The organism is Bizionia myxarmorum (assembly GCF_008086205.1).
GTDB lineage: Bacteria > Bacteroidota > Bacteroidia > Flavobacteriales > Flavobacteriaceae > Algorimicrobium > Algorimicrobium myxarmorum.
This window is the reverse complement of the sequence record NZ_VSKK01000003.1, coordinates 81,753-102,848: the sequence shown is the minus strand read 5'-3', so window position 1 is coordinate 102,848 and position 21,096 is coordinate 81,753. Positions and strand designations below refer to the sequence as shown.

The 21,096-nt window shown below is 33.5% G+C and carries 15 protein-coding genes; 12 read left to right on the top strand and 3 right to left on the bottom strand.

The annotated features are described in order from the left end of the window. Window positions 1–42: 42 nt before the first annotated feature. Window positions 43–3,516 (bottom strand): T9SS type A sorting domain-containing protein, encoded by a 3,474-nt coding sequence (locus ES674_RS11645; RefSeq protein ID WP_148404219.1) that lies wholly within the window; start codon window positions 3,514–3,516, stop codon window positions 43–45. Window positions 3,517–3,911: 395 nt separating this feature from the next. On the opposite strand from ES674_RS11645, the gene ES674_RS11640 reads away from it, so the two are divergent. From ES674_RS11640 to ES674_RS11585, 12 genes are read left to right on the top strand one after another with little or no spacing between them, the layout of a single operon-like run. Continuing rightward, on the top strand, window positions 3,912–5,039 hold the full coding sequence (locus tag ES674_RS11640; RefSeq protein ID WP_148404218.1) for a glycosyltransferase family 4 protein: 1,128 nt from the start codon (window positions 3,912–3,914) through the stop codon (window positions 5,037–5,039). 7 nt (window positions 5,040–5,046) lie between these two features. Beyond that, window positions 5,047–6,003 (top strand): glycosyltransferase family 2 protein, encoded by a 957-nt coding sequence (locus tag ES674_RS11635; protein ID WP_148404217.1) that lies wholly within the window; start codon window positions 5,047–5,049, stop codon window positions 6,001–6,003. A gap of 5 nt (window positions 6,004–6,008) precedes the next feature. After that, complete coding sequence (gene murJ, locus ES674_RS11630; RefSeq protein WP_148404216.1) at window positions 6,009–7,349, top strand: murein biosynthesis integral membrane protein MurJ; 1,341 nt, start codon at window positions 6,009–6,011, stop codon at window positions 7,347–7,349. Window positions 7,350–7,358: 9 nt separating this feature from the next. Beyond that, on the top strand, window positions 7,359–8,471 hold the full coding sequence (locus tag ES674_RS11625; RefSeq protein WP_148404215.1) for an O-antigen ligase family protein: 1,113 nt from the start codon (window positions 7,359–7,361) through the stop codon (window positions 8,469–8,471). A gap of 2 nt (window positions 8,472–8,473) precedes the next feature. Then, the gene (gene asnB, locus ES674_RS11620; protein WP_148404214.1) at window positions 8,474–10,324 is read left to right on the top strand and encodes an asparagine synthase (glutamine-hydrolyzing); all 1,851 of its coding nucleotides are present in this window, start codon (window positions 8,474–8,476) and stop codon (window positions 10,322–10,324) included. Next, complete coding sequence (locus ES674_RS11615; protein ID WP_148404213.1) at window positions 10,324–11,421, top strand: glycosyltransferase; 1,098 nt, start codon at window positions 10,324–10,326, stop codon at window positions 11,419–11,421. The genes asnB (ES674_RS11620) and ES674_RS11615 overlap by 1 nt, the downstream gene beginning before the upstream one ends. Beyond that, a complete protein-coding gene (locus ES674_RS11610) occupies window positions 11,414–12,571 on the top strand; it encodes a glycosyltransferase (protein WP_148404212.1) in 1,158 nt (385 codons plus the stop codon). The genes ES674_RS11615 and ES674_RS11610 overlap by 8 nt, the downstream gene beginning before the upstream one ends. A 4-nt stretch (window positions 12,572–12,575) precedes the next feature. Then, a complete protein-coding gene (gene asnB, locus ES674_RS11605) occupies window positions 12,576–14,471 on the top strand; it encodes an asparagine synthase (glutamine-hydrolyzing) (protein WP_148404211.1) in 1,896 nt (631 codons plus the stop codon). A gap of 45 nt (window positions 14,472–14,516) precedes the next feature. Continuing rightward, window positions 14,517–15,608, top strand: coding sequence for a glycosyltransferase family 4 protein (locus ES674_RS11600; RefSeq protein WP_170234010.1), 1,092 nt, complete (start codon window positions 14,517–14,519; stop codon window positions 15,606–15,608). Window positions 15,609–15,611: 3 nt separating this feature from the next. Next, entirely contained in the window at window positions 15,612–16,820 is a 1,209-nt protein-coding gene (locus ES674_RS11595; protein WP_148404209.1) for a DegT/DnrJ/EryC1/StrS family aminotransferase, read from the top strand. Further along, window positions 16,814–17,404, top strand: a complete 591-nt coding sequence (locus ES674_RS11590; protein WP_148404208.1) for a sugar transferase — start codon at window positions 16,814–16,816, stop codon at window positions 17,402–17,404. Before ES674_RS11595 ends, ES674_RS11590 begins: the two co-directional genes overlap by 7 nt. After that, complete coding sequence (locus tag ES674_RS11585; RefSeq protein WP_148404207.1) at window positions 17,404–18,402, top strand: polysaccharide deacetylase family protein; 999 nt, start codon at window positions 17,404–17,406, stop codon at window positions 18,400–18,402. The genes ES674_RS11590 and ES674_RS11585 overlap by 1 nt, the downstream gene beginning before the upstream one ends. On the opposite strand, the gene ES674_RS11580 is transcribed toward ES674_RS11585, so the two are convergent. Further along, window positions 18,386–19,633, bottom strand: coding sequence for a GNAT family N-acetyltransferase (locus ES674_RS11580; RefSeq protein ID WP_148404206.1), 1,248 nt, complete (start codon window positions 19,631–19,633; stop codon window positions 18,386–18,388). The genes ES674_RS11585 and ES674_RS11580 overlap by 17 nt on opposite strands. Beyond that, on the bottom strand, window positions 19,623–20,867 hold the full coding sequence (locus tag ES674_RS11575; RefSeq protein WP_148404205.1) for a GNAT family N-acetyltransferase: 1,245 nt from the start codon (window positions 20,865–20,867) through the stop codon (window positions 19,623–19,625). The genes ES674_RS11580 and ES674_RS11575 overlap by 11 nt, the downstream gene beginning before the upstream one ends. Between the last annotated feature and the right edge of the window lie 229 nt (window positions 20,868–21,096).

Genomic DNA, 21,096 nt, shown 5'->3' with positions numbered 1-21,096 from the left:
TATACCATTCAGATAGCTTTCTACGTATTTAAAATTAACTAACTACTTTAAAATAATTTTTTTGGTTATTACTTTCCCGTTTTGGGTGATACTCACGAGCATCATACCACGCGGGTAATTTGAAACGTTAATCTTTTTGGTTACCACACCATTTGAAGTTACACCTAAAGCTTCCGTTTGTATTAAGCGACCTAACATATCAAACAAACGTACAGTGGTGTCATTAGACATACCTGAAACCTTCACATTAATTTCACTAGTAGCCGGATTTGGAAACACCATCATTTCAGTTATATAATCTTCTGGTGTCGGGTTCATAGTTGACAAACATGGATTAACAATCACGTTAACGCTATCTGTTTCAACAGAAAAACCATTTGAAACGGTAACCTCATAAGACGTTGTTTCAGTTGGACTAACAGTTATACTTTGTGTGGTTTCACCCGTGCTCCATTGGTAATATAAACCACCGGTTGCACGTAATGTCGCCGACGAATCTTCACTACTATCTGAACACACTTCAACATCTTCTCCTGCATCAGCATACACTAATTCAACCACATTCACTTGCACGTCTTTTACTACAGAGCAACCATTTTTGGAAACCTCAACCGTATAAACTGAAGTAAAAGTTGGACTTACAGAAATTTGTTGTGTAGTTTCACCTGTACTCCATAAATAACTTGTTCCTCCAGAAGCTGAAAGCGTTATAAATTGACCGTATTCTATGGTAACTTCTGAACTAGTAACCGCCACTGGTAAAGGACTAACCGTAACTGTAACGGAAGCCGAACCAGAGGCATCGCCTTCAGAAACTACAACCGTGTAAGTAGTAGTATTTACAGGACTTACTTCAATGCTTTGTGTCGTTTCACCCGTGCTCCAAGAGTAAGATGAACCACCTGACGCTGTTAAAGTTGTTGATGTATTTTTACAAATGGTTACATCATTTCCGGCACTCGCTTCAATAGTAGTTTGCGCAGGATTAACCGTTACTGTAACCGAATCTTCGCTAGAACAGTTGTTTTGAGTCGCTACAACAGAATAAGTTGTCGTTTGGCTAGGGTTCACAGAAATACTAGACGTAGTTTCACCTGTATTCCATAAGTATGTATTTCCTCCTGTTGCTGTTAAAGTAGCGCTTTCACCATTTACAATAGTCATATCATTACCAGCATTTACATTTGGCAATGGATTTACGTTTACTACAACGGAATCAGAATCTGAAGAAGTACCATCAGAAACCATAACATAATAGGTTGTTGTAGACGCAGGACTTACTTCAATACTTGAAGTTGTTTCACCGGTACTCCACTCATAGCTTGTGCCGCCGGTTGCCGATAATATGGTTGATGTATTTTCACAAATTGTAACATCATCACCAGCGCTGGCCGTAATTGGTGGATTTGAAGTTTCAACCGTAACTGTTACAGTATCTTCACTTGAACAATTATTTTTGGTAACCACAGCCGAATACGTTGTTGTTTGCGTTGGACTCACTGAAATACTAGCAGTTGTTGCACCCGTATTCCAAACGTAAGAGTTTCCGCCTGATGCTGTTAAAGTGGCACTTTCTCCACTTGCAATAGTCATATCATTACCCGCATTTGCTATAGGTAATGGCGTTACAGTTACTAAAACCGAATCAGACGCCGAGGCTTGACCGTTAGAAACTGTGACTGTATAATTTGTACTAGACAATGGACTAACCGTTATGCTTTGTGAAGCTTCACCTGTGCTCCATACATAATTTGATCCTCCCGATGCCGTTAAGGTGACTGTTTCTCCGTAACATATTGCTACGTCATCACCAGCATCGGCCTCTATGGGTAAAGGCGCAACTGATACGATTACCGTATCTTCTGATGAACACCCATTTTTCATGACCTGAACCGTATAAGTAGTCGTTTCAGTAGGACTTACCGTTAATTGAGCCGTAGTAGCATTTGTATTCCATAAATAAGTAGAACCTCCAGTTGCCGTAAGTGTTGTCGATCCTCCTGAATTTATAGTTACATCATTTCCTGCATTTGCAACAGGAATTGGATTAACCGTAACAATTACGTCATCTGATATGGTATCTCCAGATGGATTTGTAAGTGTTACTGTATAAGTTGTAGTCTCCGTAGGATTAACTTCTATGTTTTGCGTAGTTGCACCCGTATTCCATGAGAAATTAGTACCGCCTGTTCCATAAGCTGTTAAATTGGTAGATTGCCCTAAACAAATTGCAATATCGTTACCAGCATTAACCGTCATACCTTGTGAGGCTTGTGGATATTCCAAAACAAAAGATGGAGATCCACTTTGACCAATAACGCGAGAATCATTCCAGTTACTCGCAAATATCATTTTTGTACCATTTCTATTCGGTACAACTTGTGTTTCATGCAAATAAGTAGATGGTGCAGAATTATGTTTACCATAACGTTCTATAGTTCCTGAATTATCTAATTTAATGGCAAAAATTTCAGCAGGTGCTACAGGATTGGTAGGACAACACTGCTCACTAATATAAGCCCATCCTGGTCTATTCGTATTTCGCGTGGAAATATGGCCACCCCAAATACCTTTGCCATTTATATAGGGAAATAATTTGGTTACTCCTTGACCATCTAATCGTGCCATATAAAGGCTAAATCCTGAATTCCATTCACTTTCACCGCCATATTCTACAATGACTTCTTTTCCATTTTGATCAACACCCATATCACCATGTGCCGGGTTATGATAAATATGACGTTCATTAGTCATGTTTATAGAATATGATTTAATACCTTGGGTAGCACTAGTTCCGCCAGTTTTATATTGCGCTACGGCAAAACCACCTAATTGCGAAACCGAAAACCAATCCAGCTGATTTCCATTGGTTCCAATGTTCTTGGTTCCTGTGATGACATTATTTAAAATATCATAAACAATTAAGGTAGTGTTGTTTCCATTTTTACCTATAAGACCAACGTATCGGTCAAATTTATCTTGATTTCCTTCTCCATAACCAAAATCTACAGATGCATAATCCGAGAATGTATGAAGTAGGGTTCTTCTGTTTGTATTAACATTATGAGACACGAATGTATTACCATCTGTTCCAAACATAATATTTGGCTGTAAATTAGACCAACGACCATAAGATGGAATATCACTCCAATATAAGAACTCGTAAGTTTCAGCATCTAAAATAGCAGCAGGATAGCCAGCCATTTTAATTAAAGTTTCGTCGCTATTCCAAGTTTGATCTTTACTATAGTTATGCCTTAATCGCTGACCTGTAACTCCAAAGGTATTACTATCCGTAATTCTGGTAATAGAACTACCAGAGAGCGGTTCCGTAAACGTATCTAAATAACCTGGGAGCGCTGCTGCTGGTTGTTGGTAAGGCTGATAACTGACATTGGGTAATTGGTTTTGCGCTGGATATGACTGACCGCTAATATTGGCGGTATTACATATAAACAGAAACATACTCATGAAAATTCCTTTGATAAGAAATTTTCCTCTTTTTTCATTCTTCATGTGAGGCAATTTGCTATTAATCAGTGCGAAACTATGAATTCAGCGTTAAACAAAAACAATTTATAACTAAATATTCGATGAAATACATCTTTTCTGTAAGGAAAAAACTACTGAAAATGCATTTTGTAGTACTTATTGTACATTTAATCGATGATATTGGTAAATTATTCGTTTATGTGCAGATTTGGAAGGAGCGCAAATATACATTGTTATAATAAATTACAAGACTTGTTGATTACTAAATATCAACATGTTATCAACAAAATAGAAAATGAATATTTCATAAGCATCATGCTGTTTATATTATAAATCTGTACTTAATCTAATTAATAGGGTGTAGCGGCATTTTAACTAAAAAAATATATACTTTTAACCCGCTATATCAATTAAAACATATGTCTATTCACCATTCTGAATCAGAACAAACCAGTATAAATAAACCAAAAATTGCTTTTGTTATAACCAGTTTAACATCTGGTGGTGCAGAACGCGTGTTAAGTACGCTAGCAAATGCTTTTGTTGAAACTTACCATGTTATCATTATTACCTTATATGATGTGGAGCCATTTTATGCTTTAAATTCCAGGATTACGCGGATTTCCTGTAAAAAACAGTATAATCAAAATATGAATTTCGTGGATTCCCTGTCTAATAACTTTAGCATGGTAAAAGGAATTTACAAGATTATTAAAAAAGAACAGATAGCTTTAGCCATTGGTTTTATGACAACCACAAATGTTTACACCATTCTGGCCTGTAAATTAGCCAAAATACCTTGTTTAATTAGTGAACGGACACATCCGGAATATGATCCAATATCCAATTTTTGGTCTCAAATAAGACAAAAAACATATCCCTATTGCTCGAAACTGATAATTCAGACCGAGAGTATTAAAGGGTATTTCAACAATTTTCTAGATGCTAATAAATTAGCCGTTATTAAAAACCCCATCTCCGATGCGCTTTTAAAACTCCACGACGATTCCATAGTTAAAAAACAAATAATTTTAAGTGTTGGCAGATTGGATCCTGTTAAAAATCAGCAATTACTAATTGAAGCGTTCGCTGAAATGAATACGGAAAATTGGAAAATTCAAATTGTTGGCGAAGGTCCATTAGAACCTGCGTTAGCAGCCCGAATAAAACAATTGAATTTAGAAGAATCTGTTGAGTTAATTGGCAGTGTGGACGGTATTCACGAATATTACAATCTTGCAGAAATTTTTGCATTTACATCTAATTTTGAAGGATTTCCAAACGCTTTATTGGAAGCTATGGCTTTCGGACTACCTTGTGTATCCACTAATTGTCCATCTGGACCATCGGAAGTTATTGATGATGGAGAGAATGGTTTTCTAGTGCCTGTTGGAGATAAAGATATGCTCAAGCGTAAGTTAGAAATTTTAATGACTAATCCTGATTTAAGAGAAAAATTTGGAACAGCAGCTAAAAAAAGCACTGCAAAATATGACACCAAAAATATTACCAAGCAGTGGAATAAATTAATAACTGAAGCTTTATAACTTGAATATGAATTTACAAGCTTTACTTCCATCCTACTCCAAACAACCAAACGCTAATTACATATATCGTTTTACTGTATTCACGCCTGTTTATAATAGAGCCGATACTTTAGAACGCGTTTTTAAATCTCTGGAAAATCAAACGTTTAAAGATTTTGAATTGGTGATTATCAATGACGGTTCTACTGATAATTCTCACGATGTTATTGAATCACTCATAAAAACGGCGTCATTCCCTATAAATTACATTAATAATGCGGTGAATAAACATAAAATGGCTTGCTTTTTTCAAGCTATTCATTTAGCGCAAGGTGAATTTATTTTGCCCTTTGATTCCGATGATGCTTGTGTTCCAAAAGCATTAGAACTTTTAAGTAAGGAATATGATGAAATTCCAGACGCCTTAAAACCCAACATAAGTGGCGTTACTGTTTTATGTGAAGATCAAAACGGAAATTTAGTAGGAAAAGCTTTTGAAAAACAACCGTATTACAGCAATACCTTCTTATCATCTCGTGAACATTTAGAGGCGACAGAAAAATGGGGATTTACTAAAACATCTGTTTTAAAAGGCATTCAAGTAAATGAGGCTATTTTCGCCAAAGGCTATATTCCAGAAGGTATTATTTGGGAACTTATTGCCAAAGAAGGTTTTCAAACCAAATATGTAAATCATATTCTTCGTATTTATTATTTAGATAGTGAAAATGCGATATCTATTCAAAATCATAAAAAAGATGCTTTTGGAATGGCGCTTTATTCGCTATGCATTCTAAACTGGTTTTATAAAGACTATTTCTTAAAATATCCAAGCTTATTTATAAAACGCATTTTAACCCTTTTAAGAGCGGCTTATTATTTAAATTATCCTTTAAAATCCTATGTGAATGCTATAAATCCTTTTTTATTGAAAGTATTATTTATTATAGGCTGGCCCTTTAAAAAACTATTAAAAAACACCTAGTATTTGTGAAAATAACGCATGTTATAAAAAACCTTTATAATAAGGTCCGACATAATTCTACAGCTGCAAACATTATTATTGTAGGTGTAATTACGGTTTTGGTTAAGTTTTTCGGTTTTTACAAGGAAGTTGTAATTGCTGGCGAGTTTGGCCTATCGGAATTATTGGATACATTTTTTATAGCTTTGTTATTACCAGGATTTATTAACGAAGTATTTTTGAGTGCGTTTAACTCTGTCTTTATTCCTAATTATATAGCCGAAGAAAAAACAAACAAGAATATTGCAGCATTTCAATCTACTAGTTTTGCTGTAACCATAGTGACTTCATTAGTTTTTATGCTTATTGCCTACTTATTCACAGACGTTTTTTTAGAACTCTTTTTCGGTGGACATACCTCAAGTTATTACAACTTAATTATTACACAATTTCATTACTTATTGCCTTGTATTCTAATTTGGGGTTTAACCTCCCTAATTAGCGGTTTACTAAACATCTATGGTGAATTCACCTATTCATCTCTATACCCAATTATAACATCTATTGTTATGATTATATGTGTGGTTTTTTACCGAGACGAATTAGGTACTAGTGTTCTTGCCATTGGTATGTTAATAGGAAGCGTTCTTCAATTATTATTTCTAGCTGCCATTGCATTAAAAAAACGGATTTTAAAATTGGCAAGTCCTGATTTTAAAAGTGCCAACGCCATTTTAATGTTTAAGCAGGTTCCTGCCAAAGTATCTTCAGGATTTTTAACTGGTTTAATTCCAGTAACCGATCAATATTTTGCAGCTCAATTAATTGTAGGATCAATTGCGGCTTTAAATTACGGGATGAAGATTCCAGCATTTTTTACAACTATTTTTATTATTGCTTTAGGAAATGTGCTTTTACCCTATTTTTCTAAAATGACTATAGACAATCCTGAAAAGTCTTTTAAAACCTTATATCTTTTAAACAAATGGATATTTATTGTCATTATGTCCATTATGGTTATTGCCAGTATATTTTCCAGAGAAATTGTGGCGCTTTTATTTGAAAGAGATAGCTTTACAGCTGATGACACGGCTATCGTTTCGCAAATTCAAATTATATATCTCATTGGTGTTCCCTTTATAATCTGTGGGAATTTATTTGTGAAGTTTTTAACCAGTATCAATAAAAATGCTTTTATGGCTTATGTGTCTTTAGGAAGCATGTTATTAAATATTATATTAGATTTTATTTTAATGAAATGGATTGGATTGATTGGGATTGCCTTATGTACAACCATAATACAAGTTCTAAAAATATTCGTGTTTTATAATTATACTAATAAGCAAAAGCAACTTTTAACGAGTTAAGGTTAACATATGAAAATAGTTAAATACATAGCGTTAATTCTGATACTTCTAAATGTACCTACATTTGGTTTGCAACATTTTGGAGCATCTGTGGGTGCTATCACTAACCTATTGCTATTTGTTGCTATAATCGTCTACTTTTTTGTTTCTAAAAAATCTAAACCGGTTTGGCCATTTGTCATTTTAGGATTGAGCTATTTTACATTTTCAGGTTTACAGTATTTTGGCGATACCAGTGAATTTATAAAGGATGCCGTTCGGTTTTTCATTTTCATATTCTGTATCAATGAAATTACCAAGGACACAACTGCCAAAGAATTGCTGATATTTCTATTAATTGGTGCCATAAGTATCGCTATAAATGCTCTTGTTTTTCCCGATGCCTTTGGTCGCTATGGCGGCTTTTATTTGAATGCCAATAAAGCGGGCTTTATCTGTTTATTCGGTTTTGCACTTTCCTATATTGTTAAAAACTACAAGCTAAAACTACTCATTCAGTTTGCATTTATTATCTGTGGAATTTTCACGCTTTCAAGATCCTTTATGCTGTTTTTAGTCCTCATAAATTTACTTTCTATTTTTACTGATAAAAAAAATATTCAAACTTTCGCCGTTGGCGCTGTAGCTTTGGTTGTTATTTTTACTGCTTCCACGCTTCAACTTAATAAATCGCGCTTTTCTGCTTTACATAGTCTTTTTGGAGATAGTGAAGAAGTTGAAATGCAAACTATAACCGAAGGTTCTAGAGATGAAACTTGGGCCTATTTTTCGGATTTGATAACTAATAATATGCTTATTGGTGCCGGATACAAATCCATGACGGGCGGTTCTAGTCTGGTTTCGATAGAATACGGCGTACACAACACCTTTTTAATGGTATTAGGCGAAGCTGGCATTCTGTCATTTTTATTAATTATCATCATCTATTTGGCTATAACCATACGGAGTTTTGGATATTTACAGACCCATCAAGAATATGCCTATTTAGCAATAGCTATATTTGGTTATCTGATGGTAGCACATAATTATTTTTACAAATACGATGTTCTTTTTATATCCATTTGGTTATATCATAAAGTACGTCAAGATTCAACTTTAGAAGAAGAAATTAAAGCAGATTAACTATGTGTGGAATTTACGGATCAACAATAGCTTACACTAAACATCAAGTTCAAGATAAACTGGAACGCACCAAATTTAGAGGTCCCGACAAATTGGACTTCAAATTTTTAGGAAACGAAGTTAATCCAGTTATTTTTGGTCATAACCGTTTAGCTATTGTAGATATTGACGAACGCTCCAATCAACCTTTTACCTATAACAAAACCATCCACATTGTTTTTAATGGTGAAGTGTACAACTTTAAAGTTTTAAAAGAACAATTAGAAACAAAGGGATATTCATTCCATACAACCAGTGATACCGAAGTTATGTGTGCGGCTTACATGGCATATGGCGAAGACTGCGTTTACCATTTTGACGGGATGTTTGCATTTGTAATCTATGATGAAACGAAGCAAAAGCTTTTTGGCGCGCGTGACCGTTTGGGTAAAAAACCGTTTTATTATTTCTTAAAAGACAAACAATTTGAATTTGCCAGTCAACTGTCATCCATTCAAATGCATCATGAACATTTAACCATTTCCAATAAAGCTATAAGCTACTATTTAGCTTGGGGTGCCGTTCCAGATCCACATTCTATTTTCAATGAAATAAAAAAATTGCAGCCTGGCCATTGCTTTTCGCTGAATTTAAACAACTACGATTTTAAAGAACGAGTTTATTGGGATATTGATACAGAAAACAAGAAACCCTATCAAGGCGATTATAAAGAAGCTGTTTCAGAATTAGATGATTTAGTTAAAAATGCGGTTTCTACGCGCTTATTTGCAGATGTTCCCGTAGGCATTTTCCTTTCAGGCGGTGTGGATTCTTCAGTAGTTGCCGCTTTAGCAACTCAAACCACTTCTAGTAAAGTAAAAACCTTTTCAGTGAAATTTAATGAGAAAGGTTTTGATGAAAGCTTATATGCACAACAAGTTGCCGACCATTTAAAAACAGATCATCATATTATAGAGTGTAATTATAATGAAGGATTGGATTTGATTGACACGTTTAGTCATTATTATGATGAGCCTTTTGCCGACTCTTCCGCAATTCCTTCCATGCTTTTGGCCAAACATACCCGCAAACAAGTTACAGTGGCTTTGTCTGGAGATGGTGGCGACGAAAGTTTTATAGGCTACGAGCGTTATAAGTGGATGAAACAGGTGAATCATCTCTATAATTTACCGAATTTTATAAGAAACACTGTAGCCAAAACAGCTGGATTAGCACCTTACTATAAACTTAAAATGATTGGCAAAGGTTTGGAATATGACGATATTAATTCACTTTATATTGCTTCGGTTACGGGCGTTAATATGTCTTGGTTAAAATCGGATTTCGATTATACCGATGTCCCCGAAAAGAAATATTTATTTCACTCCAACAAAAATCTTTATGAACGTTTAACCGATTTTGATATAAAAACCTATCTAAATTGGGATATCAACACTAAAGTAGATCGGGCAACGATGGCGTATTCTCTAGAAGCAAGAGCACCACTTATGGATCATAGTGTTGTAGAGTTCGCGCAATCCTTACCTACAGACTTTAAGTATAATGGCAAAATTCAGAAACGCATTTTAAAAGATGTGCTCTATCAATATGTACCCGAAAATATATTTGATAGACCAAAAGCAGGTTTTACCATGCCTTTTGCCGAATGGTTTAAAAACGAATTAAAAGATTATGTGCTTTCAGAATTGGATATGGTGAGTTTAAAGCAAATTCCAAATATTGATGCTGATGAAGTGTATAAAATGATTCAGCAACATATGGATGGAAGCTGGAATCGTTATCCATTAATTTGGAAATTATTGGTACTAAAACAATGGTTAAACACCAATGGAAAAGGCTACACTATAAAATAATGAGTAAAAGAAGAATCCATATTATATTTGTTCTACCATCATTAGCTGCAGGCGGGGCCGAGCGTATTTTATCTTATGTTGCTCAAAATTTAGATACTGAAGTTTTCAAAGTAACACTGCTAATTACAGGTTATGAAAAGGATACGGTTTATCAATTAGAAAATTTACATATAGAATACTTAAATAAATCCCGAGTTTTGAAGGCTTTTGGACGTTTACATCAATATTTCAGAAAGCATAAACCTGATATTGTTGTTAGCTCTATTGTGCATCTTAATACCATGATTGCTTTTATGTCGCCCTTTTTTAGGAAAACAAAATTTGTTTCGCGTGAAGCTAATGTGTTAACAGTTTTAAATGAGCACAATCCATATACCAATTCAGCCTTCCCAAAGGCTATGATTGTTATGGCATACAAATTAGTGGATTGTATTATTTGCCAATCCAAAGACATGCAAAAGGATATGGTGGCCAATTATAAAGTTCCTATTGATAAAACGGTTTTAATCAATAACCCGATTACTAAAGATTTCAAGCTTAAAGGCATGGCGCGCGATTCGTCAAAACCACTTCAGCTTATTACTATTGGTAGATTAAGTAAAGAAAAAGGCCATGAACGGCTTATTGAGGTGCTTTCAGAACTAAAATTTCCATTTGAATACACAATAATAGGTTCTGGTATGGAAAAAGATAGTATTTTTGAAATGCTTGATAACAAGGGCTTAACAAAAAACATCAAATATATTAATTACACCAATGACGTGGAAAAGTATTTAGCGGCTAGTGATTTGTTTCTCCAAGGTTCTTACGTAGAAGGTTTTCCTAATGTGCTTATTGAAAGTTGCGTAGCCGGAACACCCATCTTGGCGTTTAATGCGCCTGGTGGATTAGACGAAATTATAGAACATGGGAAAAATGGCTATGTTGCCGATACGAAAGAGGATTATTTAGCGTATTTAAATCAAATAAATGACGAATTTCCATTTAATCCTGAAACCGTTAGCGCGGTAGTGAAACGTAAATTTAATAGCACTAATATTATAAATGAATATACGAGTCTGTTTTTAAATTTATCACAAAATAATCAGCATGTCTGAAAAACGAAAAATTTCGCTTTTTGTTTCTGCTATCGGATATGGTGGAGCGGAAAAAGTAGTCAGTTTATTATTACATGAACTCACTAAATATTATGATGTGACTTTAATTTTGCTCTACAATGAAATTAAACTACCAATTCACAAAGACGCTAGAGTTGTTATTTTATCCAAAGAAAATGAAACTTTTAAAACCACTGTATTCGGTCGCACTTTAGATTATTTCAAATTCATTTTTAAATATCAAAAAGTTTTAAAAGAAGAGAAAATTGATGTGGCCATATCGTTTTTAGTACGCCAGAACTTTCTAAATGGTATTGCAAAAATGTTCAATTCCAAATTAAAAACTATTATTAGTGAGCGTTGCTTCCCTTCTATTATGTACAAAGACGGAAAAGCTACCTATTTCTTTACAAAATTGTTAATCCCTTACTTTTATAATAAAAACGATAAATTATTTTCAAATTCCATCTACATCAATAAAGATTTGATTGATAATTACAAATTAAAAATTGATACCAGCGTTATTTACAATCCTATTATAACCAAACCTATTAAGCCGGAAATAATGCCTTACAAGGATTTAGGTAAAGATTTCAAAGTCGTTACAGTTGGCAGGTTAATTCCAGTTAAAAATCAGAAAAGCATTATTGAAGCCATAAGCAAACTTCCTAGTTTATTCTATTTAGAAATTTATGGCGACGGCCATCTACAAGATAAACTCACAGAATTATCCAATGAACGTCAAGTAACCAATCGTATACATTTTAATGGGAACGTAAACAATGTAAAATCCTATATTAAAAAAGGACATTGTTTTGTATTGAGTTCTTTAACAGAAGGCTTTCCTAATGTAGTTCTAGAGGCTATGTGTGTTGGTTTGCCAGTTATTAGTACCAATTGCATGTCTGGTCCATTGGAGTTATTAAATGATAATGAACAAATCAGTATACCCAATGGATCCTTTGCTCAAGCAAAATTTGGTCTATTAGTAAATGTGGACGACGCTTTAGGATTGTCAAAAGCCATAGAGTTTTTACAGCAAAATCCGGTTATCCGCGAAAAGTATAGCGACTTAAGTTATGAGCGTTCAAAAACCTATGATATCTCTCATATTGGTGCGCAAGTGAAACTATTAATCGATAGTATTTAGGTCTATGTGTGGTATAAACGGTTTCATAAATACAGCTTTTACAACTCCTGAAGATGCTTTAAATACGCTTCAGAAAATGAACCAATTAATCATTCATCGCGGACCTGATGATTCTGGTTTTTATCAAGATCATTCCGAAACGCATTGTGTTGGAATGGCCATGAGAAGATTATCAATAATTGACTTACATACAGGCAAGCAACCTATTTCAAATGAGTACAATAGCATTACCATTATTTTTAATGGTGAAATATATAATTACCGAAAATTACGAAGCGAATTAGAGTTAAAAAAAATCACTTTTAAAACAGAAACTGACACCGAAGTTATTTTAAAACTTTACGAAACTGAAGGTCCAGATTCCTTTAAAAGACTTGATGGCATGTTTGCTTTTAGTATTCATGATAAGAAGAAGAACAAACTTATTATTGCGCGCGATTTCTTTGGGGAGAAACCATTGTATTACACCCAAACAGCGAATGGTTTTTATTATGCTTCGGAATTAAAATCCATTATTAAAGTATTACCAAATAAACCTCCAATTTCAAAAATTGGTTTAAATCTATTTTTTAAACTTACGTATATTCCAGCTCCTTTTTCTATATATGAAGGAATTCAGAAATTAGAAGCCAATCATTTTATAAGTTATGACTTGGATGATCATAGTTTATCAATTTCTGAAATAAATGAAATTTCAAATTATAAAAGTGATATTTCATTTCAAGATGCCAAAGTTAAATTGCATAATTTAATGATGACGAGTATTGAAAGCCGCACAGTTAGTGATGTTCCAATTGGCACATTCCTTTCAGGCGGTGTAGATTCTTCTATTGTAAGTCTGGGATTATCGCAGTTGTCATCAACCAAAATAGATACATTTTCAATTGGATTCGAAAAAGCTGATTTTGATGAAACCGACAAATCTAAATTGGTTGCCAAACAAATTAATAGCAATCATCATGAATTCATAATTTCAGAAAATGATATCAAAGAACATATTGATGCTATTTTATTGAATTTTGATGAACCTTTTGCAGATTCTTCAGCGCTCCCAACCTATTTAGTCTCTAAAAAAACGAGTGATTTTGTAAAAGTCGCACTAACGGGCGATGGCGGTGATGAGGTTTTTGGTGGATACAACAAGTATTATATGGGCGGTTTAAATACGCGATACACCAAGTTTATTCCCGAGTTTATTCACAACAGCACAAAACCTTTGTTCACCAGTTTATTATCTACTAAAGATGATAATCGTGGAAAGCGTTTCAAACTAAAAAAATTGATTCAAGCTATTGATTATTCAGGCGAAAATTACTGGAACATTATCTCGTTAGGTTTTGAAAATGACAGTGCGCAATTATTAAATCCAGATTTTCGGGTTTCAAATCCGTTTGCACATTACAAAGCGCATATTAATAAACCAAAGTCTTTGCATGAATACCGTGAAATTGATAAATTAATGAGTCTTGAGGGTGATATGTTGGTGAAAGTAGATCGCACGAGTATGTTGAATTCCTTGGAATGTAGAGCGCCTTTTTTAAATAAAACGCTCTGGGATTTCGCAAACAGTTTACCTGAAAATTATTTATTGAAAGGTTGGAGTAAAAAACACATTTTAAAGGAAGCTTTTAAACATGAGTTTCCAGATGGTTTTTTAGAGAAATCTAAAAAGGGCTTCGTTGTTCCTGTTGGTGATTGGTTACGAGCCGGCTTAAAAACAGAATTGGAAGGTTATATAAATTCTAAATTATTAACCAAACAGGGCTTATTTAATAGTGATTATATCAGGCCTTTGGTGCAGAATCATATATCAGGAAAAGAAGATAACAGCTACAAAGTATGGACGTTTTATAGTTTTCAGAAATGGTATTTTTCACTTTATAATCCAGAATCCTATTAAAAGAATTATCAAACAAAACGAGAAATCAATTTGTAAATAAATTTCATGTCGAAAAAAATATGTTTAGTTGGTGGTGAAGATGTACACAAGCGCATCAGTATCTCGCAGTATTTAATTGCTGCAGGATTTGAGGTGACTATTATTGGAACGAGCAGCATGGATTTTCCTGATAATATTAGCTATCACAATTACCCATTAAATAGAAGCTTATCCTTGGTTTCAGATTATAAAACCATGACTTGGTTTCGTACTTTTTTTACTGAAAATAGATTTGATGTTATTCATACTTTTGATACAAAGCCTGCTTTTTTACTACCTTTATCTCTACTTAAAACAAACACGCCTATAACACGAACAATCACAGGTTTAGGCACTGTTTTTATATCTCAATCTATTCTAAATAGAAGTTTACGCAGCGTGTATAAAGCTTTGCATTCTAGAGTAAAAAACAGAGTTTTTAAAACCGTATTTCAGAATGATGACGACAAGAATTTATTCCTTAAACACAACTTAATAAATCACAATAATTACCAATTAATTTATAGTAGCGGCATTGAATTAAAAAACTATAATGGTCTTGCAAAAAGAGCCAATTCACAGTTTACATTTATCTGTGTAGCTCGGATTGTTTATGAAAAAGGCATTACTTTTTTATTAGAAGCTGCCAGAATTTGTCACGAAAAAGGCTACGATTTTAAATTTCAAATTGTTGGTCCTATTGAAGAAAACTCCAAACGCCTGAATAAAAAAATTATAAAAAGCTATAAATCGCATGCTGAATTTTTAGGTGAACAAAAAGATGTAAAAAGTCTACTATTAGAAGCTGATGCTTTTGTTTTACCAACCTTTCGTGAAGGTTTTGCTCGCGTATTATTGGAAGCGGCAGCTGTTGGCTTGCCCATTGTTTCAACCAATGTAACAGGCGTTCGGGAATTTGCACAACATAATAAAGAAGCACTTCTAGTTCCTTCAAAAAATGCTGAGGCTTTGGCAAGTACGCTTATTGAATTAGCAACAAATAAGAATTTGGCTAATAAATTAGTTGAAAACGCCTTAAAAAGAGTTGAAACGTTCAGCTTGGAAAACGTATCTAAACAATATATAAGTATATTTGAGGAAGCTATTAAACAATCATAAATTATGAAAATTCCATTTTCACCACCCTATATAAACCAAGCGGTTATTGACGAAGTTACCGATTCATTAAAATCGGGCTGGATCACTACGGGACCTAAAGTTAAAAAACTGGAAGATTTAGTTTGTGAGTATGTTGGCGTACCAAATACATTGTGCGTTAATTCTGCTACTTCCGGACTCATGCTCGCTTTAAAATGGTATGGAATTGGCCCGGGTGATGAGGTTATTGTTCCTGCATATACTTACTCCGCAACGGCTTTAGCTGTTATGCATGTTGGCGCTACGCCTGTTATGGTAGATGTAAATTCAGATTTTAATATTTCCGTCGCTGCCATTGAAAAAGCAATTACCCATAAAACTAAAGCTATTATGCCTGTCGATATTGCCGGATGGCCTTGCGATTATGATGAGATTCAAGAACTAGTTGAAAATAAAAAATCACTTTTTAAAGCGGAATCTGAAAAGCAGACCGTTTTAAATAGAATTATTACCATTGCTGATGCCGCACATGCTATTGGCGCCAAATACAAAAATAGATATGTTGGTTTAACTGCGGACATTACGGTATTTTCATTTCATGCTGTAAAAAACATTACAACGGCTGAAGGCGGCGCAGTTTCATTAAATCTTCCGGAGCCATTCAACAATCAAGAAGAATATAATTACATGCGCTGTTTTGCTTTAAACGGTCAAACGAAGGATGCTTTCACCAAATCCAAAGCTGGCGGTTGGAAATACGATATTATTTATCCAGGCATGAAAATAAATATGCCAGATGTTTTGGCTGCCATTGGAGTTGCACAGATGCCAGAGTATTTTTCCCATATTTTAGCCAAACGTGAAACTATTTATAACTACTATCAAGATTATTTTAAAACGAAATCATGGGCTATAATTCCGCCTTGCAAAAATGCCAATAAATTGTCTTCATGCCATCTTTATGCCTTAAGGATTAAAGACATCACTGAAGAACAGCGCGATGCTATTATAGACAAAATTTCTAGTGAAGGCGTTGCTGTAAATGTGCACTTTCAGCCTTTACCATTATTAACTTTGTTCAAAAATATGGGTTATAAAATAGAGGATTACCCAATGGCTTATGATAATTTTAAATCAGAAATATCATTACCTATTTACCCACAACTTACAGAACATGAGCTTGAATATATTGTTAATACAGTAGAAAATGCTGTGGAATCTTGCCTATGCTAAAACGTCTTTTTGATATCGTTTTTTCTTTAATAGGTATAATATTATTGCTACCTTTACTATTACTAATAGCAGTAATTTTAAAGCTAGAATCCAAGGGTTCTGTATTTTACAAACAGGTTCGTGTTGGGAAAGGAAATTCAGATTTCAAAATTTTTAAATTTAGAACCATGTTTGTTGGCTCGGATAAAAAAGGCTTACTCACCGTTGGCGATCACGATCCAAGAGTTACCAAAACAGGTTTTTTTTTAAGAAAGTATAAATTAGATGAACTACCACAATTAATCAATGTTTTTATAGGAAACATGAGTATTGTTGGACCGCGACCCGAAGTTCGACATTATGTTAATTATTACTCCGCGGATGATATGCAAATATTATCCGTAAAGCCTGGCATAACAGACTATGCCTCAATTGTTTTTCGAAATGAAGCTGAATTATTAAAGGAAGCCGAAAACCCGGAAGATTTATATATCAATACCATTTTACCTCAAAAAATAGCACTGAATAAAAAGTATATCAACAGCGCAAGCTTACTAGTAGACTTAAAAATTATTACTAAAACCATTCTAACTATTTTAGGTTAATGCATACAAAAAACGGCTTTTTAGTTATTTCATTGGATTTTGAACTCTTCTGGGGTTTATTTGACGTGAAAACAACTTCCGACTATGAAATAAATTTGTGCAATGTGCGCCAAGTCATTCCTAGGCTTTTAACGTTAGCAGATAAATATAATATAACCTTAAGTTTTGCAACAGTCGGTTTCTTATTTGCGAAAAATAAGGAAGAATTATTAGCAGCGCTACCAAACGATAAACCCACTTATTTAGATGAGCGCTTTAGTCCTTACGGCTTAATTGACGGGATAGGCGAAAGCGAAACACTTGACCCATTTCATTATGCACATTCTTTAATTGAACTTATTCGAGAAAATGGCAATCACGAAATAGCAAGTCATACTTTTAGTCATTATTACGTTAATGAAGAAGGCCAAACACCGCATCAATTTGAAGCAGACATTGTAGCAGCCATAACTATTGCCGAACAGAAAAATATTACCATTAAAAGCGTTGTGTTCCCGCGAAACCAAATAAATGAAACCTATTTAAAGCTTTGTGCCAAATACGGGATTATTTGCTATCGCGGAACAGAGAAACATTGGATGTTTGACACACATGATACTGAAAAATTAGACAAGCCAAGTCATAAAGCATTTAGATTGCTCGATGCCTATTGCAACGTGTCTGGATACAATACCTATCCGATAACTGCGTTGAAAAATTGCCATGGTATTGTAAATATTCCTTCTAGCAAGTTTTTTAGACCTTATAGCAAAACATTGAGTTTATTAGAGCCCTTGCGTATTTCCAGAATCAATAAAGGACTAGCCCAAGCAGCCAAAAAGAATGAAATTTACCATATTTGGTGGCATCCTCATAATTTCGGAAAAAATATGGACGAAAACTTTAAGAATTTAGAAGATATTTTTAAACAGTTTGCCGCCTTGCAGAAAAGTCATAATTTTAAAAGTGTCTCCATGTCTGGATTGGCGGAACTTTACCTTGCTAAAGAATTTGAATAAGATATTTCTGTTTAATTCCTGTAATGGCGTATTTCGGTTTTTCTGATTGATTTTCAACAGATTTATAAACTTTTAACCCAGAAAATGCTTCTGGTTTTTGGTACAGCCCATCTAAAACCAATCGTTTCAAAAAGGGATAGTTTTTTATTTCGGCGTTTAATGACACCAATTCGAATTGATTAACATCAAAATCTGTATCTACCTTTAGAATTTTAAATGGAAGTACATTTTCCTTTTTAGAACCTAAATTTTTAATTTTAAAGCGTGTTTTGGCAACAAATAGATTAAAATTCTTATCTCTCAAATACTGTTTTAATTCAAAATATTTCACCAATAAGTTTCCAGTAGTTCTTGAAGTCATACTGGATGAATCACATAAAACATGGCAATTATAAACATATTCAGTGTTGGTCCATTTCGTTTTATACTCATATTCCCCTTTTGAAAAGTCTAGAACGTCCATATCATAATCAAAACACCATTCTATAAACTTACTTATCTCAATATGCCCCACATTAAACTTATAATAGTCCGTGTTAAAAGCTTTAACCGCTCCAACTAGAGTGTTTTCACCTAAAAAAGCTAAAGACATTGAAATGGGTTTTCCCGAAACTTCAATACTAACAATTAATGCTTTTTTTTCTTGCAGCATTTGAAATACCAATTCATGGTAAAACGGCCATTCATTTATTAAGGTTGTGTCAATTTTCAAATTACTATACCTACTTTCTACCAAATCTTTGAAATTCGCCATCATGGATTCATAAACCTCCATAGAAATGGGGCCGTAGTAATAGACATACTTCACATCAAAACAGCTTTCAAATTTCTTTAAGGTACTTCTGAATTTATTTCTAGATTTCGAATGTAATGTATTTTGAAAATAATCTTCAAAGGATGAAAATCCACTTAAATCTGCTAAAAATCCTTTATACTGGCGAACTTTCCAAATTTTCAAATTTTTCTTTTCTAATTTTTCGTTTGTTTCACAATAATCGGGCACATCATAAATTACTTGAGTTTTGCCTTCCAAATTATCAACATTAGAATCAATTTCATACGTTACGCCATTAGTCATATTTCGACCAGAATTGATATAATAAGGCAAAAAACGATGTTTAAAAAACAACAAGTCTTTTATAAATGGAAACTGTTTGGGATTTGGATTATCAGAAAAATGTTTCAACCATATTTCTTGATATGTTTTAGATGTAAAAGGATTAAGCTTCATCTTTAATCACGTTAAAAAGATTGGTTTTTCCTTTCACTAAAACTGTATTATTATGGTATAAATAAGCTTTGATATTCTTGGCAGGTTCTGGATTCATATACAAATAATCATATAAAGCTTTACGTTGCGAAAAATACATATCTAGCTCTAAATCAATCGGTTCTGAAATGTTATTTAAATAATTTTCATCTGTTATAACTTCAACTTTATAAGCATCAAGTAACACCGCTTTACTTCTGGCACCACCTACTAATTTATATTTTAAATTATGAACTTTCGTGCTGTAATTCCGATCTCGAAATTCACGTTTAAAATTGAAATATTTTTCTAAAAAATTAGCTACTAGTCTACTTTTTAAAGATTTTGAATCATATAAAATATGGTAATGCGTTTGATACGAATCGTCACTCCAGCGCTTTTTGTATTCAAAATCACCTTGGGTATAATCAAAAATTTTAATACCATTATTAAAACTCCATTCCAACATTTTTAAAATCGTGGTATGTCCAATGTTATAGCGATAAAAATCAATATCAAAAACAGTTAATGCTTCTACCAAAATCGTATCAAAATGATAACTAAATGTAATGCCAATAGGCTTTTTATCACAGTAAATAACAAATAAAGAGGCGGTTCCTTCATTTATCATGTTATAAGCTAATTCGGTATAAAAAGTCCATAATGACGGTTCTAATTCACCGCAAGGCTCGCCTTTATTTGTGTAACGTTTTTCAAAAAGCTTATAGAAATTATAAAATACAATATCAAATTTCTCTTTAGAAATAGAACCATGATACATAGTATAATCCACATCAAAACTAGCCTCTAACCTACTCATGTTTCTCCGAAGTTTAGAGCGGGTGTTGGATTTATATATCGTGTTTAAATAGGAATCTAATGATTCGTAGTTGCCTACTCGTGTAATATAACCTTCATATTGAAAGATTTTTTTCCGTTTTAAATCGCTTGTAGGTTCTGGGCCTGCCACATCTTGATAAGAAGGAATATCACGAACTAAATATACATTTCCTTTGAAATCTTCAGCATCGCTATTCAATTGGTACGTTAAACCATTGGTTAATTTATTCCCCGTATTTATATAACAAGACGGCAAATTATGCTTGTAAAAAGATACAGGCGAAATAAAGTTGGGCTTGATTTTGGGATTATTTTTATTGAAATGTTTTAACCAGATAGTTTCAAAAGTATCTGAAGAAAAAGGATTTTTAATCATGATGAATGTTTGGTTCTCAAGTTTAAAATTAGATATTTAAATGAATAATCATCAGTCCAAAGGCAATTATTAGATGTATTTGAAAAAAAACTATATAAACGGTAACTTTTACAAGTTGATTCCGGTAATTAGTATCATATTTATCATTCAAAAAACTTAAACGGTTTTAAGAAATTAAAGCACTTTTTATAGGGTTCAATGCGTATATTTTTAGAATTTAAAAATGTGC

Bases quoted from the DNA above. Each gene is read 5' to 3' on its own strand.
- ES674_RS11645 (WP_148404219.1), bottom strand. From the start codon at position 3,516: ATGAAGAATGAAAAAAGAGGAAAATTTCTTATCAAAGGAATTTTCATG.
- ES674_RS11640 (WP_148404218.1), top strand. From the start codon at position 3,912: ATGTCTATTCACCATTCTGAATCAGAACAAACCAGTATAAATAAACCA.
- ES674_RS11635 (WP_148404217.1), top strand. From the start codon at position 5,047: ATGAATTTACAAGCTTTACTTCCATCCTACTCCAAACAACCAAACGCT.
- ES674_RS11625 (WP_148404215.1), top strand. From the start codon at position 7,359: ATGAAAATAGTTAAATACATAGCGTTAATTCTGATACTTCTAAATGTA.
- asnB (WP_148404214.1), top strand. From the start codon at position 8,474: ATGTGTGGAATTTACGGATCAACAATAGCTTACACTAAACATCAAGTT.
- ES674_RS11615 (WP_148404213.1), top strand. From the start codon at position 10,324: ATGAGTAAAAGAAGAATCCATATTATATTTGTTCTACCATCATTAGCT.
- ES674_RS11610 (WP_148404212.1), top strand. From the start codon at position 11,414: ATGTCTGAAAAACGAAAAATTTCGCTTTTTGTTTCTGCTATCGGATAT.
- asnB (WP_148404211.1), top strand. From the start codon at position 12,576: ATGTGTGGTATAAACGGTTTCATAAATACAGCTTTTACAACTCCTGAA.
- ES674_RS11600 (WP_170234010.1), top strand. From the start codon at position 14,517: ATGTCGAAAAAAATATGTTTAGTTGGTGGTGAAGATGTACACAAGCGC.
- ES674_RS11595 (WP_148404209.1), top strand. From the start codon at position 15,612: ATGAAAATTCCATTTTCACCACCCTATATAAACCAAGCGGTTATTGAC.
- ES674_RS11590 (WP_148404208.1), top strand. From the start codon at position 16,814: ATGCTAAAACGTCTTTTTGATATCGTTTTTTCTTTAATAGGTATAATA.
- ES674_RS11585 (WP_148404207.1), top strand. From the start codon at position 17,404: ATGCATACAAAAAACGGCTTTTTAGTTATTTCATTGGATTTTGAACTC.
- ES674_RS11580 (WP_148404206.1), bottom strand. From the start codon at position 19,633: ATGAAGCTTAATCCTTTTACATCTAAAACATATCAAGAAATATGGTTG.
- ES674_RS11575 (WP_148404205.1), bottom strand. From the start codon at position 20,867: ATGATTAAAAATCCTTTTTCTTCAGATACTTTTGAAACTATCTGGTTA.